Here is a 24,808-nt window from a genome sequence, read left to right as displayed (position 1 = left end):
GTCCCCGCCCGGCCGTGTCGTCAGGCCACGAAGTTCAGGAGCTTGGCGGCGTCGAAGTCCTGGATGCCGCCGCCCACGCGCTTGGTCGTGTAGAACAGGACGTAGGGCTTGGCGCTGTAGGGGTCGCGCAGGACGCGCACGCCCTGGCGGTCCACCACGAGGTAGAAGCGGCCGAAATCGCCGAAGGCGATGGCCTTGGCGGCCGCGCCGATGTCCGGCATGGCTTCGGCCTCCACCACCGGGAAGCCCATCAGCGTCGCCCGCGCGCCGGCCGCCGAGGGCGGCGCCCAGAGGTAGTTCCCGTCGGCGTCCTTGAGCTTGCGCACGGCGCTCTGGGTCCGCCGGTTCATCACGAAGCTGGCGTTCTGGCGATAGCCCGCCTTGAGCGCGTAGATCAGATCGATCAGCGCGTCCCCCGCAGCACCCGCCATGAAGCCGCCGTTCGCTCCGGTCGAGACGGTCCCGACGCTCCCCCAGGCGAAGGCGCTTTCGGTCACCGTCGGATAGGACATGAAGCCCTTGGGCTTCGACACGCCGTCGCCGTTCACGAAGGCCGCGCCCTCCTGCGCCGCGAAGGCCTGCTCCACTTCCTCGCCGATCCAAGCGTCGATATCGACCGCCGCGTCGTCCAGCAGCGCGTTGGTGGCGGCCGGCATCGCGTAGAGCTCCATGGTCGGGAAGCTCAGCTCCGCGAGCTGCGGCGCGTTGGTCTGCGGCCGGGCATCCGCCTGGCCCACCCAGCCCGTCTGCGCCCCGTTCAGCGCGAAGGGCTTGCGCAGCACCGCCGACGACACGGTGCGCACGCTGGCGATGCCCCGGATGGGCGAGACGGCGGCCAGCCGGCGGCCGATCTCGGTTTCCGTCTCCGAGGGCACCAGGAAGCCGCCGTCCGCGCCCGCGAGGCCGGACATCGCCTTCTCCTCCAACCGGCGCAGGCGGGTCTCGTCGCCGCCGCGCACATAGGCCTCGAAGGCGGAGCGGTGCTCGGTCGGCTCGGCGCCCGCCGTCTCGCCGCCGCCGGCCGGCGGCCGCATGCCCTTGAGCACGAGGCGCTCCATGCGCTTCTCCTGCTCGTCCATCGCCTTGGAGATGCGCTCCACCTTCTCGCCCGTCAGGGCGTCGGCGCTCATGCGCTTCTCGATCTGCGACAGCCGCTCGTCGTTGGCCTCGCGGAAGGCCTCGAAGGCCCCCATGAACTCGTTCAGCGCCTCGGCGCCCTCGCGTCCGCCGCTGGCCTTGGTCTCGGGCGCACCCTGGTGGAAGGTCTGCATGTCGTCTCCTTGGCTCGGTGGAAAAAGCGAACCCCGCGCCGGATGTCCGGGCGCGGGGCGCGAAGAAGGGAAAATGGCGGAAGGGGCGCCGGTCAGGTGCCGACCGGCAGCCCGCGCGGCGCGATCCGCCGAGCCGCCTCGCGCAGCGCCCGCGCCCAGCCGAGCGCCAGCCCGCGCACCTCGCGCACGCGCGCCGCCTCCTGCATGGGAAACGTCACGAGCGAGATTTCCCAGAGGTCGATGTCGGTGAGAAGCCGGCGCGCGGCGTCGCGGAGCGGCTTGGATCGCCGGGTGCGGAAGCCGATCGACAGCCCGTCGATCGCCCCGCCCCTCAGGAGCGCCAGGGCCTCCCGCCCACGCCGGCTGCCGAGCTCGAGCCGCCCTTCGGCGTAGAGGCCTCGCGCGTCCTCGCGCAGCACGGTCCAGCGACCGATCGGCTCGGCCGGGTCGTGCTGCCACAGCATCCGCACCCCGGAGGCCGTGCGCTCCTCCAGCGACCGGGCGAAGGCCCCGCGCAGGATCCGGTCGCCAGCCCGGTCGGTCCGGTCGAACAGGCTTGCGTAGCCCCGGATCAGGCCGGGCTCGTCGTCCTCGGCCACCGCGGCGAGCGGCATGGTCCGTTTGATGGAAGGCACTCGCGTCATCGCGCCGTCCCTCCCGAACGCACCGGCCGGACCCAGAGGCCTTCTACGAAGCGGTGCAGCGCACCGAGCGCCCACCAGGCCGAGAGGCTGGCGGCCGCCGAACCGATCAGCATCAGCTCCGCAGGGCCGATCCGGTCGCCGAGCGACAGATGGTCGCCGAGTGCGATCCCCGCCGGCCCTCCGAACACCACGCCGGTCACCGCGCCGGTCAGGAAGCGTGCCAACGCCTCGCGCCGGCCGTTCGGCAGGAGATAGGCGATCGAGATCACCGACCCTCCCACGGCACCCGCCAGCTTGGCGCCGAAGAGCGCCAGCGGGGACGCGACGTCCCCCGTCATCGTATCCATGGTTCTTCCACCCCCGTCACTTCGAGGCGCGCGGGCCATAGCCCACGGCCTCGCGCTTCTCGTCGTCGTCGAGGAAGCTCGCGCCCTGCAGCCGCGTCCACAGAGCCTCGCGCTCGAGCGAAAGTCCCTCGATGCGGTCCGCGTCGAAGCCGAGCCGCAGGCCGTTCCCGTCGTCGAAGAACGCGCCGAGCCAATGCCCGAGCGCGGCAGCAAGCCGCGCCACCAGCGGCAGCACCGTCAGGCGGATCAGAGCCCGGTTCGCCTCGGCGTAGTTGGCATAGGTCGCGTCCCCCGGAATGCCGAGCAGCATGGGCGGCACGCCGAAGGCGACCGCCACGTCCCGCGCCGCGCCGTTGCGCGCTTCCAGGAAGTCCATGTCGCGCGGACTGAGCGCCATCGCCTTCCAGTCGAGCCCGCCTTCCAGCAGCATCGGCCGGCCGGCGCGTGCCGCGCCCGCATAGCCGCTTTCCAGCTCCGCCTTCAGCCGCTCGAACTGGTCGCTCGACAGGTTGCCGCCGTCGCCCGGCTGGTAGACCAGGGCGCCGGAGGGCCGCGCCGAATTGTCGAGCAGCGCCTTGTTCCAGCGCGTCGCCGCGTTGTGCAGGTCCAGCGCCGTCTGCGCCGCGCCGACCGGCGCGAAACCGTCCGCCTCGCTGAGCGGGTGGAACAGCCGGATCGCCAGGATGCGGGCCGGCCGACCGCCGTCGCCCTCCAGCGCGATCCGCCGCACCCGCCCGCCGACCCGATGCTCCACCGCCTCCGGCCAGCCGTCGGCCGACGAGACGGTGCGGATCTGGTCCGGCCGCAGCGCATGGAGCTGGCGCGGGACGCCGTCCAGCACGCTCGCTTCCACATGCGCCGCGCCGGACAGGAGGAGATGGCCGACCAGGGTCTCGATCAGCGCCGCCCCGTCCTGCAGGCCGTTGGGCTGCGCGAGGAGGTCGAGGATCGCGTGCGCCTCCACTTCGCGCCGCCCCTCGTAGAGCAGGAACGGCACCGCCGCCGCATTCTCTGCGATCAGCCGCACGCATCGATACACCATCGGATTGCGCATGAAGCCCGCGCGGGCCAGCGACCCGTAGGATCGTTCGCTCCAGTCGGCCTCGTCCGCCGCCCCGGCGAACACCAGCGCCCCGCCGGGGCTTCCCGAGCGCGTTTCCGGCGCGCCCGTCCGTGCGGGCGCGGGCACGAGCCCCGCCAGGGCCCGCAGCCTCGTCGTCAAACCCATCTCACGTCTCCGTTGAACGGAAGGCCACAAACAGTTGAAATCAAAGCCGACGGATGCGCGGCTCCGCGCGCGGCTGCGACAGCGCCGTCACCGCCCAGACCATGGCGTCGAGCCGATCGGGCGACCGGCCGTTCGACAGGCCGTTGGGGCCGAAGTCGCACAGCTCGTCCTCCAGCTCGGCGAAGCCCCCGGCATGGCGCACCCGTCCCTGCTCGTAGAGCGCGGCCACGGGCTCGGCCCGCACCCACTTGCCGCGCGTGGCGCGAACGGCCGAGACGGGCACCTCCGGCGCCACGGTCCGCAGCACGGCCTCCACCATCTCGCCGCCCTGGTTCACCTCGGCGACGATCCGGTCCGCCTCCAGCTCGCGGTAGAGCGACACGGCGGCGGCCGCCCATTCCGGCGGCTTCAGCCCGCGCCGGCTGCGATCGGCGAGCACGTAGATGGTCCCGTCCGGCGCCAGCCCGGCGGCCACGATGCCGCAGGCGTCGGAGGTCCGGCCGGACGAGGCCGGCGGGTCGACCGCCACCACGATGCGCGACAGGTCCGGTGCGGCGCGCACCCGAAGCCGGTCGATCGACGCCCGGTCGAACAGTGCGTCCTCGCGCGCCTCGATCATCTCGCCGTCAAGTTCCTGCCGCGCCAGCCGCGAGCCGCCGTAGCGCGCTTCCATCGCCGTCACGAAGCCGGCCGCGAGGTTGCCCGCGTTCTCGGCGGTTCGCATCCGCGTCACGGCCGTCGCCTCCTCGGCGGTGAGCCGCTTCAAGATCGGCACCGCGCGCGGCGTCGTGGTCAGCAGCATCCGGGGATGCTCGCCCAGCCGCAGCGCCAGCTGCAGGTTGTCGAAACAGTCCTGCGCATGGGTCCACTTGGCCAGCTCGTCGCCCCAGGCCGCGTCGAACTGGTAGCCCCGCAGGGCGTCGGGGTCCTCCGAGGAGAACACCTGCGCCACCGCCCCGTTGGCGAAGACCAGCCGCCGCCGCGAGGCCTCGAACACCGGGCGCGTCGCGTAGTCCAGCGCCCGGAGCCCGCTCTCGCCCTCCACCATCACCTCGCGCGCGTCGCCCAGCGTCTCCGCCACCAAGGCGATCCGCCCGTGCACGCGCCCCGCCAACGGCGCCTCGCCCAGCGCCATGGCCCGCACCCATTCGGCGCCGGCCCGCGTCTTGCCCGAGCCGCGCCCGCCGATCAGCAGCCATTGCCGCCAATCGCCCGGCGGCGGCAGTTGCGCCGGCCGCGCGCACAGCGCCCAGGGCGGCAGCGCGCGCCGCAGGACGTACGCCGGCTGCCGGTCCAGCTCGCGCTCGACCTCGCTCCAGAAGCCGCCGTCCATTAGATCGTCGTCCCGTCGGCCGGCGCGATGGCCTCGAACAGGCCCGGCGCCCCGCCGCGCCGGGCGTCGATCGCCCGCAGGCGCCTCAGCATCTCGGTGCGCAGGCCTTCGGCCTCCGCCTCGTCCTCGCGGCGTCCGGTCTCGCGCGCCAGCGCCTCGAGCTGGCGCAGGTCCAGAAGCTTCTCCAGCGTCCGGGTGAGCTGCGAGATCGCCTCGACGCGAGCCTTAGCCTCCGCGCTCCGTTCGGCCGCCGTCTTCTTCGGCACCGGCTCGCCGGGCTTGTCGGCCACGCGCCGCGGCCGCCGCTCCAGCGCCGAGACCTCGGCGGTGAGCGCCGCGAACAGGCGCTCGGACAAAAGCGTCTCGCCCGGCTTGCCCATCCGCATCCCTCCCCCGAAACGCCGAAGGCGGCCGTCCCTTCCGGGAAGCGACCGCCTTTGAAGCGCACCAATTCGACTATGCCTGAACCCTACATCGGCACCGTCACGGTGTCAATGACTATTTTCCTAATTTTGATGATTTTCCTATTTGTGGCATCTCGCCCTCGCCCGGATCCTCGCCGGGCCACGCGGCAAGGTGATCCTCGTAGTCCTCGGGCTCCATGCCCTCCTCGCTCACCGTGCGCCCGCGCACCGAGATGCGTGCCTCGTGCACCGTGTCCGGATCGCCCGACACGAGATGGTGCCACCAGTAGAGCGGCCGCCCCTCCGCCACGAGCCGGTAGCCGCAGGTCGGCGGCAGCCACGCGATGGAGCGCACGAGGTCGGGCGTCAGCGTCACGCAGTCCGGCACGGTGGCGTGGCGGTTCGCGTAGTCGGCGCAGCGGCAGCTCTCCCCGTCCAGCATGTGGCAGGCGACGTTGGTCCACACGATCTCGCCGGTGTCCCAGTCCTCCAGCTTGTTCAGGCAGCAGCGGCCGCAGCCGTCGCACAGCGATTCCCATTCCTCGCCGCTCATCTCGTCCAGCGATTTTCGCATCCAGAAGGGGGTTTCGTTCATCTTGCTCTGCGATCTCTGGAGCCCTGTCGGCGGTGCCACCGAACCGCCCGCTTCGCGTCCCGTCCGTCCCTCGCCGAGGGCGGCGGAGCGGCGGGCAGATTGTCTCGCCGACAGGTTCTTGTAAGATGGTCCGACGCGTCGCCCCGGCGCGCCGGGGGATGGGCTGACCGTGCCGAAACTGTTCTCGTCCAAGCCAGGGGGCCGGCGCGCCCCGTCTCGACTGATGGAGGTCGACGCCTGGCTGGATACCACGCTCTGGCGGATTTTCCATGGCTTTTCCGCCGCTTGGGAAAGCGTCACGATCGCCTCGCGCCGCTTCCGCGTGCGCGGCTTCAACCGGGTGGTGGTGGAGCTCTGCTGCGAGACGCTGACGATCGGCCTCGCCGGTTTCGTGGTGCTCCTGGTGCTCGCCCAGCCTGCCATGAAGAAGACCGTCGCGGGCCTTCCCCAGCAGGCCGACTACTCCGTCCTGTTCCTCGACCGGCACGGCAACGAGATCGGCCGGCGCGGCATCCTCAAGGCCGACGCGGTTCCGATCGACGAGCTGCCCGACCACTTCGTCAAGGCGGTGCTCGCGACGGAGGATCGCCGCTTCTTCGAGCATTGGGGCATCGACTTCATCGGCCTCGGCCGCGCGCTCGGCCAGAACGCGCGGGCCGGCGGCGTGGTGCAGGGCGGCTCGACCCTCACCCAGCAGCTCGCCAAGAACGTCTTCCTCTCCAACGAGCGTTCGCTGGAGCGCAAGGTCAACGAGGCCTTCCTGGCGCTCTGGCTCGAGGCCAACCTCACCAAGCGTGAGATCCTCGGCATGTATCTCGACCGCGCCTACATGGGCGGCGGCGCCAACGGCGCGGCGGCGGCGGCCGAGTTCTACTTCGGCAAGAACATCCGAGACGTGAACCTCGCCGAGGCCGCCATGCTCGCAGGCCTGTTCAAGGCGCCGACGCAGTACGCCCCGCACAACAACCTGCCCGCCGCCCGCGCCCGCGCCAATGTCGTGTTGAGCGCCATGGTCGACTCCGGCTTCATGACCGAGGGCCAGGTCGTCGCCGCCCGACGCCATCCGGCCACGGCGGTGGATCGCTCGGTGATCCGCTCGCCCGACTATTTCCTCGACTTCGCGTTCGACGAGATCCAGCGCATCGCGGCCGACCTGCCCCAGCGCACCTTCGTCGCCCGCACCACGATCGACATGGGCCTCCAGCAGCTCGCCGACGAATCGATCGACTTCCACCTCCGCCAGTACGGCAAGACCTTCAACGTCGAGGAAGGCGCCATGGCGGTGATCGCCGACGACGGCGGCGTGGTCGCCATGGTGGGCGGCCGCGACTACGGCCTGTCGCAGTTCAACCGCGCCACTCGCGCCACCCGCCAGCCGGGCTCCTCGTTCAAGGCCTATGTCTACGCGTTGGCCATGGAGAACGGTCACAAGCCGACCGACATGATCGTCGACGGGCCGGTGAGCGTCGGCAACTGGTCGCCGCAGAACTACGGGCTGAAATACGCGGGCCGCCTCCAGATCCAGGACGCGATGGCCCGCTCGCTCAACACGGTGGCGGTCAAGCTCAGCCAGGAATCCGGCCCTGGCAAGGTCGCCGAGCTCGCCCGCAGCATGGGCGTCGAGACACCCCTGCGCGGCGACAAGACCATCGCGCTCGGCACCAACGAGGTCACCGTCCTCGACCAGGCGACCGGCTATTCGGTGTTCCCCGCGGGCGGGCTCACGTCCAACCGCCACGCCATCCAGCAGATCACCGACGCCGAGGGCCGCGTCTTGTGGGACGCCGAGCGCGACCTGCCGCCCCGCCGCCGCGTGCTCTCGGAACAGGCCACCAAGAGCATGAACCAGATGTTCGTGCGCATTCCGGAAATCGGCACCGCCCGCCGCGCCCGGCTGTCCATGACCCGCGCGGGCGGCAAGACGGGCACGACCCAGAGCTATCGCGACGCGTGGTTCGTCGGCTTCACCGGCAACTTCACCGCCGCGGTCTGGTATGGCAACGACAGTTTCAAGCCGACCAACAAGCTGACCGGCGGCGGACTGCCGGCCATGACCTGGCAGCGTTTCATGGAAGCCGCGCACCAGGGCATCGAGCTGCGTCCGATCCCCTTCATCGACAATCCGATCCCGGCCCCCGGCTCCATAGACGTGCCCAAGCCGGAGGGCGATCAGGCGCCCCAGATCGCCCGGCCGAGCCTCATCAACAGCAACACGCGCCGGATCCTGTCCGATCTCGAACTGCTGCTGTCGACGCTGGAGCCGGCGGGGCCGGAGAAGTTCGCCGCCACCCGGCCCGAAGGTCCCGCGCCCAGCGTCAGCCGCTGACGCTTGGGTCTGGCGCGTCCGCCGGATCGGGGTCATACACCGCCCATGCGCTTCCTTCTCCTCACCCTTCTGGCCATCGGCGTCGCGTTGGGTCTCGGCACCTGGTCGGCCGCCCGCATGCTGGAAAGCTACGAGGGCGCCGATATCCAGATCGTCGGGCCGTGGCACGCCGACCGCACGGCGGGCTCGCCGACGGCCGATCCCTACTCCAAGGCGCGGCTCGCGCGCTCGGGCGACCTGACCCTCGGGCTCGGCGAGGGCGTCGCCTTCCAGGCGCGGGTGGACACGCAGGGTCGCGAGCTGCGCCGCGAATGCGACTACCGGCTGGAGGGTGCCTACCCCCCCGCGCGCATCGCCACGCTCTCGGCCTTCGACCTCGCCGGGCAGCCCGTGCCGGTGGCCGAGGGTCGCCCGTCCCATCTCGTCTCGCTCCACTGGATGCGCTCGGACGACAATCGCGCGGTGATCTCGGTCGGCCCCCGCGCCAAGGCGGGCAACTGGCTGGCCGTGGAAGGCACCGGAGGCTACGTCCTGGCCCTGACGTTCTACGACACGCCGATCAGCACCGACATCGGCGCCGCGCCCATCGCCATGCCCTTCATCGTGCGCACCGGGTGCCTCGTCGATGGGTAAGCTGTTTCTGGCTCTTCTGATCGGCCTCGTCGGCGCGGCGATCGTCCATATCGCCATCGTCTTCTCGATCCCGCTCCAGGCCGAGAACGACGCCTGGGGCCGCCTGTCTCGGCTCGGCGCGCTCTTCGCCGTGGTGCGGATCGAGGACCGGCCGAACACGGCTGGCGGCGACGCGCAGGAGCCGGGCTTCGCCTTCGTCGATCCCGCCTTCATCGACTCCGCCTGCCGCTTCTCGCTGGAGGACGGCCCGGTGCGCCTCACCGCGGACGAGCGCACCGGCTTCTGGACGGCGTCCGTCTACGCGCGCAACGGCGACAATCTCTACAGCATCAGCGAGCGCGTGGCCCTGGAAGGCGCGCTCGACCTCCTGATCGGCACGCGCGAGCAGTTGGACCTCGCCCGCGTGGAAGGAACGGAACTGCCGGACCAGACGGTCACGGTGGAGTTGGCGACGGATGAAGGCTACGTGATGGTCCGCTCGCTGGTGGACAGCCGGAGCGAGCGCCCGTTCGTGGACCGCTTCGTGCGCTCGATCACCTGCCGCCCGGCCACCGACGAGGAGGCGGGCCGACCGGCCTCCGGCTGACGCAGGCCCTGCCGTCCGTCGACGCGATCGACGCCGGCGTCCCCTCGCCCGCCCTCAGGCGGTCAGGTCTTGCCGAAACGGGTCGAGCGCCTGCGAGGCCGACGCGGTCCTGCGGCTCGCCGCCGAGTCCCGTCCGTCCATGCGCTCGTAGCGGATGCAGGGCAGGATCAGCACCTCTCCCATGTGTCGCGCGCCCCCGGCCGAAGCCTGGGCGCCCCCGTCCCGCACAGGGACGACGAGCCGATGCACGTTGTTCATTTGTCGCCTCCGTCCCGCCTCAACGCGTCCAGTCGCTGGGAAGCACGACACATGTCCGGTTCCTTCACGCCACGCGCGGACACGTGCGGTCTTTCCCTCGACGCATCCTCGCCCGCGCGCCTTGTCCGGCGCTGACCCGCCGGTTGGCGCCGTCGATGCGGGCCGGGGCGATGCGACGTCGAGTTCAGGCGTGGGCAGGGTTCGCAGGGTTAACAGGTTGCTAAGGGATTCCCTCTAATTCTCTTCGACGGCCGGACCCCACCCCGCACACAAGCCTGGAGCCCCATGAAGGACGCCGCACCGCGGATCTTCCGATCCCTTGAACGTCAGTCGGTCCAGCAGCAGTTCGACACGGTGGTGACGGCCGCCATCACGGCCTATGGCGCCCTGCGCCACCCCGCCCAGCGGCAGGCCGACGACATGGCGCGGCTCGTGGTTCCGCTGTGGCACAAGATCGGCCCCGACACCCGTCGCAACGTCGCCGCCGCCCTGTCGCATTCCGGCCGCGTGCCCCGCTCGCTCGTGGATCTCCTGCTGGCCGAGCCGATCGAGGTGTCCGCGCCCTTCCTGATCTCCAGCCCCGTCCTCGAGGCGTGCGACATCGCGCGCCTGCGCGGCTCCGGCGACGAGCGCACCGCGCGCCTCCTCGACAACCGCACGCGCCGCGCCGAAGGTCCGGCGCCGCAGGCGGCGGAGCCGGAGGCGACCGCAGGCGAACCTTCGGGCGCCCTACCCGCCGAAGCGTCTCCGGCAGAACCCGACAGCCCGTCGCTCGCGCCCGAGTTTCTGGCCGAGACCCCGCTTCTGGAGGCCGCGCCGCCCAAGCGTCGCCCCGGCCCCTCGGTGGACGGGGTGCGCGAGGCGTTGCGCCGGCTGGCGCTCACGGGCCGATCCGCGCCCTCGCCGCAGCCGGTGGACGCCGAGGCGCTCCTGCTTCTGGCGATGGAGCGGCAGGAGGCCGCCTTCTACGACATGCTGGCCCAGGCCCTGCCGATCGAGGGCCGAACGGTGCTGGAGATCGCGGCGGATCCGACCGGCGAACGGCTGGCCGTCGCGCTGAAGGCGCTGAAGACCCCCTCGGCCGACGCGATGAGCATCGTCATGATGCTGAAGCCGGCGGTCGGCCTCGACGTCCTGACCTTCGACCGTCTGGCGCTCTTCTACCGCACCCTTCGGGCGGAGGACTGCCGCTCCATGGTCAACGCCGCGCGCCTCCAGCCGGCCGCGCGCGGGACGGGCGAAGGCATCCGGTCCTTCGAGCCGGCCCGGCGCGAGTTCGGGCGGCGCACCGAGCGCCCCACCCCGCGCGAGGCGCAGGGCTGAAGGCACGCGATCAGTCGGCTTCGACGATCGTCAGGTAGCGGTCGGGGCCTTCGGTCTCGAGTTCCAGCACCCAGAAATCCGGGTCGAAGCGCGCCTCGCGCGCGAAGCGCCGCTCCAGCGCCTCCTCGTCCGCGACGTCCTCCGCGACGAAGCGGCGCTCGCCCCCGTCGTCGGCCATCGTCTGTGGCGCCGGTCCGAGCAGGCGGATCGCGCCCTGCCGGTCGCGCAGCACCACGAACACGGCGCCCGCCGCGTCCGCCCCGCGCCGGACCACGGCCGCAAATCCCCCGTCGGAGAACACGCGGCGCACCACGGCCGCCGCGAACATCTCGCTGGTCAGGCGCATGACGGCGATCAGTCGTCCGCCGCCAGGGCGCGCAGGCGGTCGAGCACCTCCTGCGAGGGCTCGCCCGTGACGTCGAGGCTCTCCAGCGCCTGGAAGGTGCGGATCGCGGCCTTGGTCCGCTCGCCGAGGATCCCGTCTGCCTGCAGGTCCGCCACCTTGGCGTCCGCGAGGCCGGCCTGGATCTGGCGTACCATGTCGCTGCCCGAACCGCTGGAAGCGTCGGAGGCGACGCCCGCCGTCTCCAGGCTAGCGACCTGCGTCGGGTCGATGTCCTCGACCTGCCCCGCGGCCCGGATCTGCGCCAGCAGCAGCGGCGTCGCCATGCCGTCGACGCGCAGGCCGCGCTCCCGCTGGAAGGCGCGGATGGCGAGGTCGGTCGCCTGGCCGGCGCGTCCGTCCACTTCCGCCTCGTAGTAGCCCTGCTCGGCCAGCAGCGTCTGCACGTCGCGCACCAGGGCGAAGGCGATGATCCGCGGATCGTTGCCGATCGGCGCCGGCTCGGCCGCGGCCTGCGCGGTGCGCGTCGCGGCCAGGGCCGGCGGCGTCTCGACGTCGCGCGTCACCAGCATCGGGTGGCGATGCGGGCCGGCCTGCCGGTTCAGCGCGTTGTCGGCCACCAAACCGGCCGAGATCGAGAACACGGCGATGCCGCCGAACAGCGCGGGGCGCGCGGCCACGATCCGCGCGCCGGCGGCCAGGCCTGTCAGCGACGCGCGCGCCAGCGCCAGCGCGGCCCGGCCGGCCAGACCGCTGGACCGGTTACGCCGTGAGGCGGGCTTGCGCGTCTTGGCGGAGGGAGCTGGTTTTCTTGCGGGCATCGGTCAACGCTACGATGTTTTCGGAATGGGTTCGGGCGGCCTGGATCCGGTCGGCGCAGTCGGTGGGAATACGGACGGTGACGGTGGTGCCGCGCTCGGGCTGGCTGCGGATATGCAGGGCGCCATGGTGCAGCTCGGCCAGCCCCTTCACCAGCGACAGGCCGAGCCCGGTCCCCTGATAGCGCCGCGACGGCCCTTGGGAAACCTGCACGAAGGGCTGGGCGAGCCGCGCGATGTCGTCGGCCGCGATGCCGATGCCGGTATCGCTCACCGTGAAGGTCAGCCAGTCGGCGTCGCGGGCGACCGTCAGGCACACGGTGCCGCGATCGGTGAACTTCACCGCGTTGCACAGGAGGTTGACGAGGATCTGCCGGCACGCGTGGCTGTCGGCCACCAGGGGCTCGGCCGTTTCGGGTCCGCGCACGATCAGGCGCAGGCCCTTCCGGTCCGCCTCGCCCTGCACCATCTCGGCCGCGGCCGAGACGATGTCGGCCGGCTCGAACGTGTCGAGCTGCAGCTCGTAGCGCCCCGCCTCGATCTTGGACATGTCGAGCAGCCCGTTGACGACCGCCAGCAGGTGCTCGCTGGAACGGCGGATCAGCCCGACATACTCCTTCTGGCGCGGGTCCGAGAACCGGCCGCACAGTTCCTGGTCCAGCATGTCGGCGAAGCCGACGATGGCGTTCAGCGGGGTGCGCAGCTCGTGCGACACGGTGGCCACGAAGGCGGAATGGCGTCCGTCGTCGGCCGCGACCGGTTCCGGCGACGCCGGGGCGGCGCCGAGATCGAGCACGCGGATCGCGTCCAGCGCCCCGCCTTCGCCGCGCACCGGGTCGAGCCAAAGGCTCGCCGGACGGAACGTCTCGCCCTGCACGCGCAGGCGAAGGATGGCAGAGCGCGCCGGGCCGCCACCGCGCATCTCGTCCAGCGCCCGCAGGAAGACCACGCGGTCGAGGAGATGCAGATGCTGCGTGAAGGGCTCCGCGGTGCCGCCGGCCCGCGCGGCCACCATGCCGTCCGCGTCCACCAGCGCCAGCACCGCCTCGTCGGCACGCGAGGCGCCAGACGCGCGCCGGCCGTAGAAGGCGCGGCACCCGACGAAGACGGCATAGGCGGCGCAGAGCGGCAGCGCGACGGCGTGGCCGGCCAGCCCCTGCCCCGCAGGCCCCATCCCGTGCAGCGACAGGAAGCCGGTGAGGCCGAAGGCGGCCAGCATCGCCGGGATCATCAGCCGGGCGCGCAGACTTGCCCCCGCGCACCATGCCTCCACCGGCCCCACGGCGACCAGCATCAGCGGCCAGAGGCTGTCGAGAGACAGGGCCAGAAGCCCGGTCAGCACGGACAGGGCGAAATGGAGGCCGGCCAGCACGAGGTCGAACTCCATGCCCGCCGTCAGCCCGGCGGCCAGCGCCAGCAGCACCACCGCGACACCCAGCAGGACCGGCAGCGCCACCGCGCCGACAGGCAGAACCAGCACCAGGGGAGACAGCGCCGCGGCCAGGAGGCCGGCGCCGACGAGGCCCGCGGCCAGGCGCTTCTGCCGACGCGGCAGCGCCGCCGCGCCGATGGAGGCGCCGACCGTCTCGGAAAACCGGTCCAACCCTCGGGCTAGACCGCTTCTGAAGTCGGCCGATCGTCCGGCATCCCGGCTGTTTCGCGACTGCGCCATCATTCATCCACACACGGCGGTCCGATCAACGGACCCGTCATGGGCCCTGCGAACCGTCAATCACCATGGGCCGAGATTGGGCCTTAACCTTTTAAGGAAGCCATAAGCGGGCCTCCCGATCGCCGTTGCGAAGCCGCCGCAGTCCCAGCGCAACCCGCAATGAAACACGCGACCTCGACTTATGGCTAACGAAGCGTTGACAGAGGATCCCTATTGGAATCAATGGTTTGTTGGGAATCTCGACACCATCGCACTCGCGCCGTCGGGAAACGCGATACGTCGAACGCTCGAATTTGCGTTAAGTGCGAAATGGTTGCGCCAGACCCGGGTCGTATGATGAACCATGCCGGACCGACGCAGTGGTTCCGACCGCGATCGGCCACCAGGGAGACACCGGAGACGACATGCGCCTCCTCTTGAAACTCGCCTTTCTGATCGGCCTCGTGCTGTTCGTGCTCGCGCCCGCGCGCGACGGCGAGGACGGCGTGCCAGCCGGCCTTTCGGTGGGCGCGCTGGTGTTCGCGGTGCAGCAGGCGGCGACCGATCTCGGCGGCTTCTGCGAGCGAGCGCCGATGGCCTGCGAGAGCGGGCGGGACGCGATCCGCTTCGTGGGCGCTCGGATCGGCGAAGGCCTGACCTTCGCCTATGGGCTGGCCACGGGCGCCGCCGCTCCCGCCGACGCCGCGGCGCCCCACGCACAGCCGGCCGCCCATCCACAACGGGTTCCCGCCGCGCCGCCGCCCCGGCCCTATCTCGCGCCGGCGGGCTGAGCCCGCCTGACAAGCGCGGCCCGGCCGCCTATATCAGGGCCGGCCCGCGACCGGGGTCCGGCAACGAGGACATCATGCGCGACATCGACGAGATCGCCTCCGACTTCGAGCTTCTCGACGACTGGGAAGACCGCTACCGCTACCTGATCGAGCTCGGCCGCGAACTGCCCGCCATGGACGAGGCGGATATGAACGATCGCACCAAGGTGCCGGGCTGCGTCAGCCAGGTCTGGCTCGTCAGCCGGACGGACGACGCCTCGCCGCCGCGCGTCAGCTTCATGGGCCAGTCCGACGCCCATATCGTCAAGGGGCTCGTCGCCGTCGCCCTGTCGCTCTATTCCGGCCGCACCGCGCCCGAGATCCTGTCGCTCGACGCCGAGGCGCTCTTCGGCCGGATCGGCCTGCAGGAACACCTGACGCCGCAGCGGTCCAACGGGCTGCGCTCCATGGTGCGCCGGATCCAGGCCGACGCGCGCACCGCCATGGAAGCCGCCTGAGCGTCAACCGCCGGTCCAGGCGCGAACGCCCCGCCCGTGCCCGCCGGCCTCGTGGATCAGGCCGTAATGGCGCGCCAGCGCGGCGAGCCCGGTCTTCAGGACGATCTTGGCCGAGCGGGCCGGCCATTGCCGCTCCGCCTCCACCCGCTCCGTGCCCTTCAGGAAACAGCACACGTCGAGCAGCACGCCCGACAGTTCGGGGCCGACGGCCCGCATCGCGAGTTCCACCCGCCGGCGGCAGTCGAGCACCGCGTCCGACAGGTCGGCGGGTCCGGCACGCCCGCGGGTGCGGGGCGTGTCGTCCCAGCGTTGCGTCACGCTCGGCGACAGGCCGCCGCGCGTGAAGTCGGCACGCAGGCGCTCGCCCGCCGCCACCTCGTGCGCGGCGAGGAACGGCAGCCCGTTCGCGCCGCGCCGGGTGGCGAGCCGAGCCAGCGGCGATTCCGTGTCGAGGGCCATCGCGTCAGAAGTCCCCTTCGCCCGCCCCCGGCACGGAAAGCCGGCGGCATGACTGGGCCAGCGCCTCCATGCGGGTCAGCATCGCGTCGAAGGCCCGCTCGTCCCGCTCGTCCTCGATGCGGGCGACCGCGTAGGAGACGCTGGTCCGGTCACGGCCGAAGCCGAGCGCGACGGCGTTGAGCGAGAGCTGGAAGGCGACATGGGCGAGGTACATCGCGACGTGGCGCGCCCGTGCCACCGGCGCCTGGGCACGCCGCTCGGACAGGATGTCGGCGGCCGGTACACCCAGAAACGCCGCCACAATGTCGACGGCCACGCGGCACTGCAGCCGGCCGCGCCCGCCGGGATCCGCTCCCCCCACCCGGGATGCGAGGATGCGGCTCGAGGCTTGGTCGAAACACTGGGACATCGGCTGGCTCCGTTGCTTGGGATGAGCGAAGGCTAGCAAGCCTGGACGAGATGTAGGAATATTTTCTTTGTCGCGATCCGCGGATCGTGGCTTGCCTGACACTAAGGGCTGAGTATTTCCCCGCAATCCACAACCGAAACTAGGAAATCAATCCGCCTCGCCCGCGATCGGTCGACCCTTCGGGCTCTGCCCCGGAGAGGTTGCCGATGTCCCGTCCCGACCAAGCGATCCGCCGATTCGAAGAGTGCCTTCAACGCGCGATGGGCGAGTTCGCGGACGGGCTCCGCCGCCATCTCGGCGCCGCGCCTTCGGTCGACGCTTCGGGTGTCGAAGCCCGGGAGCGGCCCGAGCGGCTCGCGGCCCTCCTGGCGGAGGACGGCCGACTGCGCCGGGCGGCGCGGCGCAACGCGCCCTCCTACGATCTCAACCGGCACATCGCGGTCCGGCGGTTGATCGCGCTCGGCGGCGTCGCGGCGCGCCCCGCCTGACCTCAGGCCGCTTCCACGCGGCCCGCCGTCCGGAAGCCGTGAAACAGCGAGCCCAGGGTCAATTCCGCGGCACCCACCAGATCGAACCCCTCGGCGAGGCGGAGCCACTCGGTCAGCAGTCCGATGACCGTGCCGACGCAGACGTTGGTGGCCAGGGCCGGTTCGAGCCCGGTCCGAAGCGTTCCGAGATCGCGCGCCTTCTGGAAGGCCGCGAAGATCACCGCCTTCATGTGATCCTCGCCCTCGCGGTGGATGCACATCGCGCTCTCCATCTCCCCCACGTATTCGCAACGCAGGACGAGGATCGAGTAGACGCGCTTGGCTCTCTCGTCCCTCACGAACCGACGCATGCTCTCCAGCATGGTGCGCTCCAGCGCCTCGAGCGGACGCTCGTCCGACAGGAGGTTCTGGCTCTCCAGAAACACGCGCTGCGGCAGATAGGCGCGCTCGTGCATGGCCAGGAACAGGTCGCTCTTGCCCGTGAAGTGCCAGTAGATGGCGCCTCTCGTCAGTCCCGCGTGAGACGCTATGTGGGTGAGGCTGGTCTGGCTGACGCCGCGCTCGAAGAAAACCTGCTCCGCCGCGTCGAGAATGACGCTGCGCGTTTCGAGCGCCTCTGCCTTGGTCCGCCGCACTGCCGCCTCCTTGAATACATCCATATATGAATGTATGTACCCGATCGATCAAGCTGGATTCTGCGGTCCGGCCTCGCGGAGTTTCCGATGTCCCGTATCTTCCCGTTCGCGTCGGCCCTGTCGGCGATCCTGGTGGCGTCGCCCGTGCTGGCCCAGCAGCCGGGGGGCGGCGCCGCGCCGCCGCCGCCGGCCGTCACCGTGATGACCGTGAAGGCGGAGAACGTGCCGGTCACCTTCGAGTATCCGGCGCGGGTCTCGTCCTCGCGCGAGGTCGAGGTGCGCGCCCAGGTCGGCGGCATCCTGCTGCATCGCACCTTCAACGAGGGATCGCGCGTCAACGAGGGCGACCTTCTGTTCGAGATCGACCGGCGGCCCTTCGAGGCGCAGGTGGCCCTGGCGGAGGCGCAGTTGCAGCAGGCGCAGGCGACGCAGGCCAATGCCCGCCGCACGCAGGAACGCACTCAGTCGCTCGTGCGCTCGGGCGCCACCTCCACCGCCACCCTCGATGACGCGACCTCGCAGCGGCTGCTGGCCGACGCTGCCGTGGCGGCCGCCGAGGCGCAGCTCCAGACCGCCACCCTGTCGCTCGACTACGCCTCCGTCGAGGCGCCGGCGGGCGGCATCACCAGCCTCGAGCAGGTTCCCGAGGGCTCGCTCCTCAGCACCGGCGATCTCCTGACGCGAATCACCCAGCTCGACCCGGCCTACGTGAACTTCTCGGCCGCCGATTCGGAGGCGTTCTCTATCCGGAACATGATCGAGGAGGGCCGCGCGGAGGGCTCGCTCGATCAATTGACGGTGACCGTGCGCTTCGGCAACGGCACGAACTATGCCCAGAAGGGCAAGATCGACTTCACCTCCTCCTCCATCGATCAGTCCACCGGCACCATCCTGTCGCGCGCCGTGCTGCCCAACCCGGACAGCCAGCTGCTGCCCGGCCAGTTCGTGCGCGTCGAGATCGAGGGCATCGTCGTGCCCGACGCCGTCACCATCCCGACCGAGGCCCTGATGCAGGGTCCGCAGGGCACGTTCGTCTACGTCCTGGACGACAAGAACGTCGCGGCGGTGCGTCCGGTCACCGTCGGTCGCGAGCTGGAAGGGCGGCTCCTGATCGCGGAAGGGCTGAAGCCTGACGACCGCGTGGTGACCGTCGGCGTGATCAAGGTGCGTCCGGGCTCGCCGGTCACGCCGACGGACGGCCAGCCGGCCGCCGACGGCCAGCCGCAGGCCGGCGGCGCGCAGGAGGGCGAAGCGGCCCCGCAGCAGGCCGCCGCCGGAGCGCAGCCCGGCGCGGCCCGGTCGGAGGCCTCGCAGTGAACCGCTTCTTCGTAGACCGCCCGGTCTTCGCCGCCGTCATCTCCATCATCATCGTGCTGGCCGGCCTCGCCGGCATGCGCGCCCTGCCGATCGAGCAGTATCCCGAGCTCGTGCCGCCGCAGGTCCAGATCTCGGCGACCTATCCCGGCGCCTCGGCCGAGACCGTGGCCCAGACGGTCGCCGCGCCGATCGAGCAGGTCGTCAACGGCGTCGAGGACATGATCTACATGAGCTCGTCGAACTCCTCGGCGGGCACCTCGACCATCAACGTCTCCTTCCAGTCGGGCACGGACCCGGACCAGGCGACGATCAACGTCAACAATCGCGTCCAGCAGGCGATCTCCTCGCTTCCGTCCGAGGTGCAGCGCCTCGGCGTGACGGTGACCAAGCAGTCGTCGTCCATCCTGGCGGTGGCGACCATGTCGTCCTCAGACCCGCGCTACGACGCGACCTACGTGTCGAACTACGCGCTTCTCTACGTGCTGGACGAGCTGAAGCGCGTGCCGGGCGTCGGCAACGCCCAGCTCTTCGGCCAGCGCAACTACTCCATGCGCATCTGGCTGCGGCCCGACCAGCTCGCGCAGTACCAGCTCACCCCCGGCGACGTCGCCACCGCGATCCGCGAGCAGAACGCCCAGTTCGCCGCCGGCCAGTTCGGCGCCCAGCCCTCCGACACGCCCCTCGCCTTCACCTATTCGGTGACCACGGCCGGGCGGCTGCCCGACGCGCAGGCGTTCGAGAACATCATCATCCGCTCCGACGCCAACGGCGCCTCGCTGCTTCTGAAGGACGTGGCGCGCGTCGAGCTCGGCGCCCAGGACTACGCCTTCAACGCCACCTACAACGGCTCGGAGACGATCCCCATCGGTCTCTATCTCCAGCCCGGCGCCAACGCGCTGAACGTGCTCGCCTCCGTCAACGCGCGGATGGAGGAGTTGTCCAAGTCGTTCCCGGACGGCATCACCTACGCCATCCCCTACGACACGACCAAGTTCATCAACGCCTCCATCGAATCGGTGATCCACACCTTCATCGAGGCGATGATCCTGGTGCTGATCGTGGTCTACCTGTTCCTCCAGAGCTTCCGCGCCACGCTGATCCCGATGATCGCCGTGCCGGTGTCGATCATCGGCACGTTCGGCGTGCTCCTGGCGCTCGGCTTCTCGATCAACCTTCTGACCCTGTTCGGCCTCGTGCTCGCCATCGGCATCGTGGTGGACGACGCGATCGTGGTGCTGGAGAACGTCGAGCGCATCATGCGCGACGAGCATCTGTCGCCCAAGGACGCGACCGCCAAGGCGATGGGCGAGGTCACCTCGCCGGTGATCGCGATCGTTCTCGTCCTGTGCGCCGTGTTCATCCCCGTCGCTTTCCTGGGCGGGCTGACCGGCACCATGTACCGCCAGTTCGCGGTGACGATCGCGACCTCCGTGACCATCTCGGGCATCGTCGCGCTGACCCTGACCCCGGCCCTGTGCGGCCTGATCCTGCGCGAGGAGCACAAGGAGCCGATGGCTCCGTTCCGCTGGTTCAACCGGATGTTCGACCGGCTCACCGACGGCTACGGCCACGGCGTCGCCTTCGTGATGCGGCGCGCCTTCCTGTCGCTCGTCCTGTTCGCCGCGCTGATCGGGGGAACGGTCTACTTCTTCCAGACCATCCCCTCCTCGCTGGTGCCGGATGAGGACCAGGGCACCAATCTCGCCGTCGCGATCCTGCCGCCGGCGGCCTCGCTGTCGCGCTCGACCGACGTGATGAACCAGGTCTCGGCCAACATCCGCAAGCATCCGGCGGTGGAGGACGTCGTGGCCTTCGCCGGCTTCGACCTCCTGTCGGGCTCGCAGAAGTCGAGCGCCGGCGCGGCCTTCGTGACGCTCAAGGACTGGTCCGAGCGCAACGACCCGTCGCTGGACGCGCGCAACCTGCCCGGCACGTTCATCGGCATGAACGCCGGCATCCAGGACGGCATGGTGCTGGCCTTCTCGCCGCCGCCGATCCAGGGCCTGTCGACCACCGGCGGCTTCGACCTCTTCGTCCAGGACCGGACCGGCCAGGGCAGCCAGGGGCTGATCGAGGCGACCAGCGCGCTCGTCGCCGCCGCGGCGAAGCGACCCGAGCTCGCGGGCGTGCGCACCACGTTCGAAGCCAACGTGCCGCAGTACCAGATCGACGTCGACCGCGAGAAGGCCAAGGCGCTCGGCGTGCCGATCTCCTCGATCTTCGAGACCATGCAGTCGACCTTCGGCTCGCTCTACGTCAACGACTTCACCCTGCTCGGGCGCAACTACCGCGTCTCGCTGCAGTCGGAAGCGGACTTCCGTGAGAAGCCGGAGGACCTGCGCTTCGTCTACGTGCAGGCGTCCAACGGCTCCATGGTGCCGCTGGATTCGCTGCTGATCACCAAGCGCATCGTCGGGCCGGACCTGATCGAGCGGTTCAACGCCTTCAACGCCGCCAAGGTATCCGGCGGTCCGGCGCCGGGCTACTCGTCCGGCCAGTCGCTCCAGGCCATGCAGGATGCGGCGGCCGAGGCGCTGCCCGAGGGCTACGAGATCGCCTGGACGGGCTCGGCCTATCAGGAGATCCAGGCCGGCGGCACCGGGGCTATCGCCATCGGCTTCGGCATGGTGATGGTGTTCCTGATTCTGTCGGCGCAGTACGAACGCTGGTCGCTGCCGATCGCGGTGATCCTCGCCGTGCCCTTCGCCATGTTCGGCGCCCTGCTGGCCATCTGGCTGCGGGGGCTTGAGATCGACACCTACTTCCAGATCGGCCTCGTCACCCTGGTCGGACTGGCGGCGAAGAACGCCATCCTGATCGTGGAATTCGCGGTCTTGAAACGCGAGGAAGGCCTGTCGGCCTTCGACGCGGCACTGGAAGGGGCCAAGCTGCGCTTCCGCCCGATCGTGATGACGTCCCTCGCCTTCATCCTCGGCGTCGTGCCGCTGGCGCTGGCCACGGGCGCGAGCTCGGCCAGCCGTCATTCCATCGGCACCGGCGTGATCGGCGGCATGCTGATGGCGACCTTCGTGGCCATCTTCTTCGTGCCGCTGTTCTACAAGCTGCTCGCGCGCGACAAGAAGCCGAAGAAGACCGGCGCCGCCACGCCGCCGGCGGCCGAGCCGGCGCATTGACCGGAAACGACGAAGGGGCGCCGCAAGGCGCCCCTTTCGCGTTGTGCCGGACGGGTCGTGCGCGTCAGTCGACGCCGATCATTACGTCCGACGCCTTGACCACGGCATAGGCCTCCTGGCCCTCGGCCAGCCCCAGATCGTCCACCGCCGCGTTGGTGATGGCGGAGGTGACCACGGCGCCGCCGATGTCGATCCGTACATGGGCGGTGGTGGCGCCCTTCTCGATCGAGACGATGCGTCCCTTCAGGGTGTTTCGGGCCGATATGCGCATGACGGGTGTCCTTCGTTGCATTCGAGGTTCGGGGCGCCGGGCGCGGCAGCGAGCGAGGCGCCCTTGATCTGAGCGAAGACGTCCATCCCCGCCGCAAGTTCCAGGGCGGCGAGCGAGCGGCGGGTGATGCGGGCCTGTAGGCGCTGCCCCCCGCCTCCCCCGAGCCCGAGGCCGACCACGACCTCCGTCTCGCCGGCCTCGGCGATGGCGAGGATGCGGGCATGGAGAACGTTGAGGATGGTGGAGCGGCTGGGACGGTCCAGCGCGAGGCTGACATCGGCGGCGGCGATCCGAAGGCGCACCGGGGCGCCGGGCGCCACCGCGCCGGCCGCCACCAGCACCGTCTGCCCGTCGAGATCGAGCCGCAGCAACCCGTCGCCCGCCTCGCGTCCGAGCACCCGCGCCGACAGGACGGCGGCCGTGCCGCGCGTGCCCGCGAACGGAAGGCGCGGGTCGGTCAGGAGATCGTTGATCCAGCCCTCCGCCTCCACGCGCCCGCCGCGCACCAGCACCAGGCGGTCGGCCAGGCGCTCGACCTCCGCGATGTCGTGGCTGACCAGCAGGATCGGCAGCGCGAGCCGGGCGTGGAGGCGCTCGAAATAGGGAAGGATCTCCTGCTTGGCCATCGCGTCGAGCGCCGACAACGGCTCGTCCATCAGGAGAAGGCGGGGCTGCGACAGCAGCGCGCGGCCGAGCGAGACGCGCTGGCGCTCGCCGCCCGACAGGTGGCGGGGCGAACGGTCGATCAGCCGTTCCAGGCCGAGAAGGTCGCACACCTCGTCGAAGCCGATCGCCGGCGGCCCGTCGCGCCCGCGCATCGCCCGGTCGAAGCCGTAGAGCAGGTTGCCGCGCACCGAGCGGTGGGCGAACAGGCTCGCCTCCTGGAACACGTAGCCGATCGGGCGCCGATGCGGCGGAAGGAACGTCCCCCCGTCCTGCCAGATCTCGCCACCGACGCTGAGGCGGCCCTCCAGCCGCTGAAGCCCCGCGATGCAGCGCAGGAGGGTCGTCTTGCCGCAGCCCGAGGGGCCGAACAGCGCCGTGACGCCCCGCATCGGTGCCTGGAAGGCGGCGTCGAGCGAGAACGTGCCGAGCTTGCCCCGGAACGCGGCCTCGATCCGGTCGCCGCTCATCGCGCCCGCTCCGCGCGGCCGCGTTCCAGGAGCGAAACCGAGAAGATGACCAGGAACGCGAAGACCAGCATGCCGAGCGCCAGCACGTGCGCCTTCTGCCACTGCAGCGTCTCGACATAGTCGTAGATCGCCACCGACAGGACCTTGGTCGTGCCGGGGATGTTACCGCCGATCATGAGGATCACGCCGAACTCGCCGACCGTGTGCGAGAAGCCGAGCACCGCGCCGGTGAGGAAGCCGGGCCGCGCGAGCGGCACGGCGACCGTCCAGAACCGGTCCCACGGCGAGGCGCGCAGCGTGGCCGCCACCTCCCAGGACCGCTCGCCCGCCGCCTCGAACGCGTTGCGGATGGGCTGCACCACGAAGGGCATCGAATACACGACCGAGCCCAGAACCAGGCCCGGGAAGGAGAAGGCGAAGGTGCGCAGGCCGAACGCGGGCCCGAACCAGCCGCCGAGCCCGTCCGGCCCGAGCGCGATCAGGAGGTAGAAGCCGAGCACGGTGGGCGGCAGCACCAGCGGCAGGGCCACCACGGCGGCCACCGCCTCCTTCCACCAGCGGCGCGAGCGCGACAGCCACCAGGCGATCGGCGTGCCGACCACCAGCAGCAGGAGCGTCGTCAGACTCGCCAGCTCCAGCGTCAGCCGGATCGGCGACCAGAGCTCGCCCCAGTCGGTCACCCCTTATTCGCCCGCGCGATAGCCGTACTTCTCGATGATCGCGACCGCCTCCGGCGAGCGCAGGAACTCCACGAAGGCCTTGGCCGCCGCGCTGTCCTCGCCCGTCTTCAGGAGCACCGCGTCCTGACGGATCGGCGTGTAGAGCGACTGCGGAACGTCCCAGCGCGAGCCGCCCGTCTCGTTGACCACCTGGCCCAGAGCCACGAAGCCGATCTCCGCGTTGCCGGTCTGGACGAACTGGTAGGCCTGCGCGATCGAGGTGCCCTGCACGATCTTGGGCGCGAGGATGTCGTAGACGCCGAGTTCCTTCATCGTCTCCACGGCGGCGGCGCCATAGGGGGCCGCCTCGGGGTTGGCGATGGCGATCTTGGCGAAATCGCCCGAGCGCAGCGTGTCCTCGCCCGTCACCTTGCCGGCCTGCGTGGAATAGAGCACGAGCTGGCCGATCGCGTAGGTGAAGGCGCTGCCGGCGACGCCGTAGCCGTCGTCGATCGCCCGCTTCGGACGCACGTCGTCGGCCGCCAGGAAGACCTCGTAGGGCGCGCCTTGCGTGATCTGCGTGTAGATCTGGCCCGTGGAGCCGAAGGACAGGACGGCCTCGTCGCCGGTCCTGGTCTGGAACGCCTGGGCGATCTCCTTGGCGGCGTCGGTGAAGTTGGCGGCGACGGCGACCTGCGTCGAGGCCGCGAAGGCGCCCGCGGGCAGGAGCGCGATGCCCAGGACGGAGAGCGAAAGGACGCGGGCAAGGCTGCGAATCATGGACGGTCCCCGATATGGCCGAAGCGACATATCGGGAGGCTAGCCAAGGGGGCGTCCGGCAGGCAAGCGTTATTTCCGTTCGGACATATCGCCATCGGCCGCATCGGCGCCGAGCCGTCGCGCCAGCGCCTCCAGGTCGGCCGCGATGGCCGCGTCGCTCAGCCGCTGCATGCGGCGATAGCGGTCCAGCACCTCGCTGCCGAGATCGGTCAGCGCCGCGCCGCCATGCCCGCTGCCGCCCCGGCTCATCGCCACGAGCGGCGCGTCGAAGGTCGCGTTCAGCTCCTCGATCAGGCTCCAGGCGCGCTTGTAGCTCATGCCCATGCGCCGACCGGCCCCGGCGATGGAGCCGGTCTCGGCAATGCCCTCCAGAAGGTCGGCGCGCCCTGGCCCGACGATCCGCCGTTCGCCGAACACGAGGCGCAGGCGTGGAACGCGATCGAGGTCGAACGGAGGGCGGTCGGCGGTCATGCCC

General features: G+C 70.8%; 28 protein-coding genes. 9 read left to right on the top strand and 19 right to left on the bottom strand.

Annotation, left to right across the window (positions count from 1 at the left end; genetic code table 11):
- Window positions 1–20: 20 nt before the first annotated feature.
- The 7 genes from D3218_RS07915 to D3218_RS07885 form a co-directional block, all read right to left on the bottom strand.
- Window positions 21–1,271, bottom strand: a complete 1,251-nt coding sequence (locus tag D3218_RS07915) for a phage major capsid protein (protein ID WP_119539428.1) — start codon at window positions 1,269–1,271, stop codon at window positions 21–23.
- A 92-nt stretch (window positions 1,272–1,363) separates the two neighbouring features.
- Window positions 1,364–1,915, bottom strand: a complete 552-nt coding sequence (locus tag D3218_RS07910) for an HK97 family phage prohead protease (protein WP_210209656.1) — start codon at window positions 1,913–1,915, stop codon at window positions 1,364–1,366.
- Complete coding sequence (locus D3218_RS07905) at window positions 1,912–2,262, bottom strand: DUF6107 family protein (RefSeq protein ID WP_119539425.1); 351 nt, start codon at window positions 2,260–2,262, stop codon at window positions 1,912–1,914. The genes D3218_RS07910 and D3218_RS07905 overlap by 4 nt, the downstream gene beginning before the upstream one ends.
- Window positions 2,263–2,278: 16 nt before the next feature.
- The gene (locus tag D3218_RS07900) at window positions 2,279–3,490 is read right to left on the bottom strand and encodes a phage portal protein (protein WP_119539423.1); all 1,212 of its coding nucleotides are present in this window, start codon (window positions 3,488–3,490) and stop codon (window positions 2,279–2,281) included.
- Window positions 3,491–3,530: 40 nt separating this feature from the next.
- Window positions 3,531–4,823, bottom strand: coding sequence for a DNA-packaging protein (locus D3218_RS07895; protein ID WP_119539421.1), 1,293 nt, complete (start codon window positions 4,821–4,823; stop codon window positions 3,531–3,533).
- Window positions 4,823–5,203 (bottom strand): hypothetical protein, encoded by a 381-nt coding sequence (locus D3218_RS07890; protein ID WP_119539419.1) that lies wholly within the window; start codon window positions 5,201–5,203, stop codon window positions 4,823–4,825. The genes D3218_RS07895 and D3218_RS07890 overlap by 1 nt, the downstream gene beginning before the upstream one ends.
- A gap of 118 nt (window positions 5,204–5,321) precedes the next feature.
- On the bottom strand, window positions 5,322–5,822 hold the full coding sequence (locus D3218_RS07885) for a YcgN family cysteine cluster protein (protein WP_119539417.1): 501 nt from the start codon (window positions 5,820–5,822) through the stop codon (window positions 5,322–5,324).
- 223 nt (window positions 5,823–6,045) lie between these two features.
- Between D3218_RS07885 and D3218_RS07880 the strand changes: the two genes are divergently transcribed.
- The 3 genes from D3218_RS07880 to D3218_RS07870 are packed head-to-tail and all read left to right on the top strand — an operon-like array spanning window position 6,046 to window position 9,367.
- Window positions 6,046–8,148: a transglycosylase domain-containing protein gene (locus D3218_RS07880; protein ID WP_119539415.1), complete on the top strand. Its 2,103-nt coding sequence runs from the start codon at window positions 6,046–6,048 to the stop codon at window positions 8,146–8,148.
- Between the two features lie 45 nt (window positions 8,149–8,193).
- Window positions 8,194–8,781 (top strand): DUF1214 domain-containing protein, encoded by a 588-nt coding sequence (locus D3218_RS07875; protein ID WP_119539414.1) that lies wholly within the window; start codon window positions 8,194–8,196, stop codon window positions 8,779–8,781.
- Window positions 8,774–9,367, top strand: coding sequence for a DUF1254 domain-containing protein (locus tag D3218_RS07870; protein ID WP_119539413.1), 594 nt, complete (start codon window positions 8,774–8,776; stop codon window positions 9,365–9,367). The genes D3218_RS07875 and D3218_RS07870 overlap by 8 nt, the downstream gene beginning before the upstream one ends.
- 54 nt (window positions 9,368–9,421) lie before the next feature.
- Here D3218_RS07870 and D3218_RS07865 read toward each other — a convergent pair whose 3' ends face one another.
- Complete coding sequence (locus D3218_RS07865) at window positions 9,422–9,625, bottom strand: hypothetical protein (protein ID WP_119539412.1); 204 nt, start codon at window positions 9,623–9,625, stop codon at window positions 9,422–9,424.
- Between the two features lie 285 nt (window positions 9,626–9,910).
- Between D3218_RS07865 and D3218_RS07860 the strand changes: the two genes are divergently transcribed.
- The gene (locus tag D3218_RS07860; protein WP_119539410.1) at window positions 9,911–10,948 is read left to right on the top strand and encodes a hypothetical protein; all 1,038 of its coding nucleotides are present in this window, start codon (window positions 9,911–9,913) and stop codon (window positions 10,946–10,948) included.
- Between the two features lie 10 nt (window positions 10,949–10,958).
- On the opposite strand, the gene D3218_RS07855 is transcribed toward D3218_RS07860, so the two are convergent.
- From D3218_RS07855 to D3218_RS07845, 3 genes are all read right to left on the bottom strand, one after another.
- A complete protein-coding gene (locus D3218_RS07855) occupies window positions 10,959–11,294 on the bottom strand; it encodes a DUF1491 family protein (protein WP_119539408.1) in 336 nt (111 codons plus the stop codon).
- Between the two features lie 8 nt (window positions 11,295–11,302).
- Window positions 11,303–11,971, bottom strand: a complete 669-nt coding sequence (locus D3218_RS07850) for a peptidoglycan-binding domain-containing protein (RefSeq protein WP_168990452.1) — start codon at window positions 11,969–11,971, stop codon at window positions 11,303–11,305.
- An 82-nt stretch (window positions 11,972–12,053) separates the two neighbouring features.
- Complete coding sequence (locus D3218_RS07845) at window positions 12,054–13,712, bottom strand: sensor histidine kinase (protein WP_119539404.1); 1,659 nt, start codon at window positions 13,710–13,712, stop codon at window positions 12,054–12,056.
- Between the two features lie 473 nt (window positions 13,713–14,185).
- Here D3218_RS07845 and D3218_RS19680 point away from each other — a divergent pair, with 473 nt between their 5' ends.
- On the top strand, window positions 14,186–14,551 hold the full coding sequence (locus D3218_RS19680; RefSeq protein WP_168990451.1) for a DUF5330 domain-containing protein: 366 nt from the start codon (window positions 14,186–14,188) through the stop codon (window positions 14,549–14,551).
- A gap of 74 nt (window positions 14,552–14,625) precedes the next feature.
- On the top strand, window positions 14,626–15,048 hold the full coding sequence (locus D3218_RS07840) for a SufE family protein (RefSeq protein WP_210209655.1): 423 nt from the start codon (window positions 14,626–14,628) through the stop codon (window positions 15,046–15,048).
- A gap of 3 nt (window positions 15,049–15,051) precedes the next feature.
- Here D3218_RS07840 and D3218_RS07835 read toward each other — a convergent pair whose 3' ends face one another.
- Both D3218_RS07835 and D3218_RS07830 read right to left on the bottom strand, forming a co-directional pair.
- On the bottom strand, window positions 15,052–15,507 hold the full coding sequence (locus D3218_RS07835) for a DUF6456 domain-containing protein (RefSeq protein ID WP_119539402.1): 456 nt from the start codon (window positions 15,505–15,507) through the stop codon (window positions 15,052–15,054).
- Window positions 15,508–15,511: 4 nt separating this feature from the next.
- Window positions 15,512–15,916 (bottom strand): helix-turn-helix domain-containing protein, encoded by a 405-nt coding sequence (locus D3218_RS07830; RefSeq protein ID WP_119539400.1) that lies wholly within the window; start codon window positions 15,914–15,916, stop codon window positions 15,512–15,514.
- Between the two features lie 206 nt (window positions 15,917–16,122).
- Between D3218_RS07830 and D3218_RS07825 the strand changes: the two genes are divergently transcribed.
- Window positions 16,123–16,404 carry a hypothetical protein gene (locus D3218_RS07825; RefSeq protein ID WP_136625066.1) on the top strand — a complete coding sequence of 94 codons (282 nt, stop codon included), beginning with the start codon at window positions 16,123–16,125 and terminating at the stop codon, window positions 16,402–16,404.
- A 2-nt stretch (window positions 16,405–16,406) separates the two neighbouring features.
- Here the strand turns inward: D3218_RS07825 and D3218_RS19675 are convergent, their stop codons facing one another.
- Entirely contained in the window at window positions 16,407–17,039 is a 633-nt protein-coding gene (locus D3218_RS19675; protein ID WP_168990450.1) for a TetR family transcriptional regulator, read from the bottom strand.
- 87 nt (window positions 17,040–17,126) lie between these two features.
- Between D3218_RS19675 and D3218_RS07815 the strand changes: the two genes are divergently transcribed.
- Together D3218_RS07815 and D3218_RS07810 are read left to right on the top strand one after the other, a co-directional pair.
- The gene (locus tag D3218_RS07815; protein ID WP_119539398.1) at window positions 17,127–18,356 is read left to right on the top strand and encodes an efflux RND transporter periplasmic adaptor subunit; all 1,230 of its coding nucleotides are present in this window, start codon (window positions 17,127–17,129) and stop codon (window positions 18,354–18,356) included.
- Window positions 18,353–21,490, top strand: a complete 3,138-nt coding sequence (locus D3218_RS07810; protein WP_119539397.1) for an efflux RND transporter permease subunit — start codon at window positions 18,353–18,355, stop codon at window positions 21,488–21,490. The genes D3218_RS07815 and D3218_RS07810 overlap by 4 nt, the downstream gene beginning before the upstream one ends.
- A gap of 64 nt (window positions 21,491–21,554) precedes the next feature.
- Here D3218_RS07810 and D3218_RS07805 read toward each other — a convergent pair whose 3' ends face one another.
- The 5 genes from D3218_RS07805 to D3218_RS07785 form a co-directional block, all read right to left on the bottom strand.
- The gene (locus tag D3218_RS07805) at window positions 21,555–21,761 is read right to left on the bottom strand and encodes a TOBE domain-containing protein (RefSeq protein WP_119539395.1); all 207 of its coding nucleotides are present in this window, start codon (window positions 21,759–21,761) and stop codon (window positions 21,555–21,557) included.
- The gene (gene modC / locus D3218_RS07800) at window positions 21,734–22,894 is read right to left on the bottom strand and encodes a molybdenum ABC transporter ATP-binding protein (protein ID WP_119539393.1); all 1,161 of its coding nucleotides are present in this window, start codon (window positions 22,892–22,894) and stop codon (window positions 21,734–21,736) included. The genes D3218_RS07805 and modC overlap by 28 nt, the downstream gene beginning before the upstream one ends.
- On the bottom strand, window positions 22,891–23,574 hold the full coding sequence (modB, locus tag D3218_RS07795) for a molybdate ABC transporter permease subunit (RefSeq protein WP_119539391.1): 684 nt from the start codon (window positions 23,572–23,574) through the stop codon (window positions 22,891–22,893). The genes modC and modB overlap by 4 nt, the downstream gene beginning before the upstream one ends.
- 3 nt (window positions 23,575–23,577) lie before the next feature.
- Entirely contained in the window at window positions 23,578–24,333 is a 756-nt protein-coding gene (gene modA, locus D3218_RS07790; protein WP_119539389.1) for a molybdate ABC transporter substrate-binding protein, read from the bottom strand.
- A gap of 69 nt (window positions 24,334–24,402) precedes the next feature.
- Window positions 24,403–24,804, bottom strand: coding sequence for a winged helix-turn-helix domain-containing protein (locus D3218_RS07785; RefSeq protein ID WP_119539387.1), 402 nt, complete (start codon window positions 24,802–24,804; stop codon window positions 24,403–24,405).
- Between the last annotated feature and the right edge of the window lie 4 nt (window positions 24,805–24,808).

The sequence above is a fragment of the Aureimonas flava genome (genome assembly GCF_003583935.1).
GTDB lineage: Bacteria > Pseudomonadota > Alphaproteobacteria > Rhizobiales > Rhizobiaceae > Aureimonas > Aureimonas flava.
This window is presented reverse-complemented; position numbering and strand designations above follow the sequence as displayed.

Bases quoted from the DNA above. Each gene is read 5' to 3' on its own strand.
- D3218_RS07915 (WP_119539428.1), bottom strand. From the start codon at position 1,271: ATGCAGACCTTCCACCAGGGTGCGCCCGAGACCAAGGCCAGCGGCGGA.
- D3218_RS07910 (WP_210209656.1), bottom strand. From the start codon at position 1,915: ATGACGCGAGTGCCTTCCATCAAACGGACCATGCCGCTCGCCGCGGTG.
- D3218_RS07905 (WP_119539425.1), bottom strand. From the start codon at position 2,262: ATGGATACGATGACGGGGGACGTCGCGTCCCCGCTGGCGCTCTTCGGC.
- D3218_RS07900 (WP_119539423.1), bottom strand. From the start codon at position 3,490: ATGGGTTTGACGACGAGGCTGCGGGCCCTGGCGGGGCTCGTGCCCGCG.
- D3218_RS07895 (WP_119539421.1), bottom strand. From the start codon at position 4,823: ATGGACGGCGGCTTCTGGAGCGAGGTCGAGCGCGAGCTGGACCGGCAG.
- D3218_RS07890 (WP_119539419.1), bottom strand. From the start codon at position 5,203: ATGGGCAAGCCGGGCGAGACGCTTTTGTCCGAGCGCCTGTTCGCGGCG.
- D3218_RS07885 (WP_119539417.1), bottom strand. From the start codon at position 5,822: ATGAACGAAACCCCCTTCTGGATGCGAAAATCGCTGGACGAGATGAGC.
- D3218_RS07880 (WP_119539415.1), top strand. From the start codon at position 6,046: ATGGAGGTCGACGCCTGGCTGGATACCACGCTCTGGCGGATTTTCCAT.
- D3218_RS07875 (WP_119539414.1), top strand. From the start codon at position 8,194: ATGCGCTTCCTTCTCCTCACCCTTCTGGCCATCGGCGTCGCGTTGGGT.
- D3218_RS07870 (WP_119539413.1), top strand. From the start codon at position 8,774: ATGGGTAAGCTGTTTCTGGCTCTTCTGATCGGCCTCGTCGGCGCGGCG.
- D3218_RS07865 (WP_119539412.1), bottom strand. From the start codon at position 9,625: ATGAACAACGTGCATCGGCTCGTCGTCCCTGTGCGGGACGGGGGCGCC.
- D3218_RS07860 (WP_119539410.1), top strand. From the start codon at position 9,911: ATGAAGGACGCCGCACCGCGGATCTTCCGATCCCTTGAACGTCAGTCG.
- D3218_RS07855 (WP_119539408.1), bottom strand. From the start codon at position 11,294: ATGCGCCTGACCAGCGAGATGTTCGCGGCGGCCGTGGTGCGCCGCGTG.
- D3218_RS19680 (WP_168990451.1), top strand. From the start codon at position 14,186: ATGCGCCTCCTCTTGAAACTCGCCTTTCTGATCGGCCTCGTGCTGTTC.
- D3218_RS07840 (WP_210209655.1), top strand. From the start codon at position 14,626: ATGCGCGACATCGACGAGATCGCCTCCGACTTCGAGCTTCTCGACGAC.
- D3218_RS07835 (WP_119539402.1), bottom strand. From the start codon at position 15,507: ATGGCCCTCGACACGGAATCGCCGCTGGCTCGGCTCGCCACCCGGCGC.
- D3218_RS07830 (WP_119539400.1), bottom strand. From the start codon at position 15,916: ATGTCCCAGTGTTTCGACCAAGCCTCGAGCCGCATCCTCGCATCCCGG.
- D3218_RS07825 (WP_136625066.1), top strand. From the start codon at position 16,123: ATGTCCCGTCCCGACCAAGCGATCCGCCGATTCGAAGAGTGCCTTCAA.
- D3218_RS07815 (WP_119539398.1), top strand. From the start codon at position 17,127: ATGTCCCGTATCTTCCCGTTCGCGTCGGCCCTGTCGGCGATCCTGGTG.
- D3218_RS07805 (WP_119539395.1), bottom strand. From the start codon at position 21,761: ATGCGCATATCGGCCCGAAACACCCTGAAGGGACGCATCGTCTCGATC.
- modC (WP_119539393.1), bottom strand. From the start codon at position 22,894: ATGAGCGGCGACCGGATCGAGGCCGCGTTCCGGGGCAAGCTCGGCACG.
- modA (WP_119539389.1), bottom strand. From the start codon at position 24,333: ATGATTCGCAGCCTTGCCCGCGTCCTTTCGCTCTCCGTCCTGGGCATC.
- D3218_RS07785 (WP_119539387.1), bottom strand. From the start codon at position 24,804: ATGACCGCCGACCGCCCTCCGTTCGACCTCGATCGCGTTCCACGCCTG.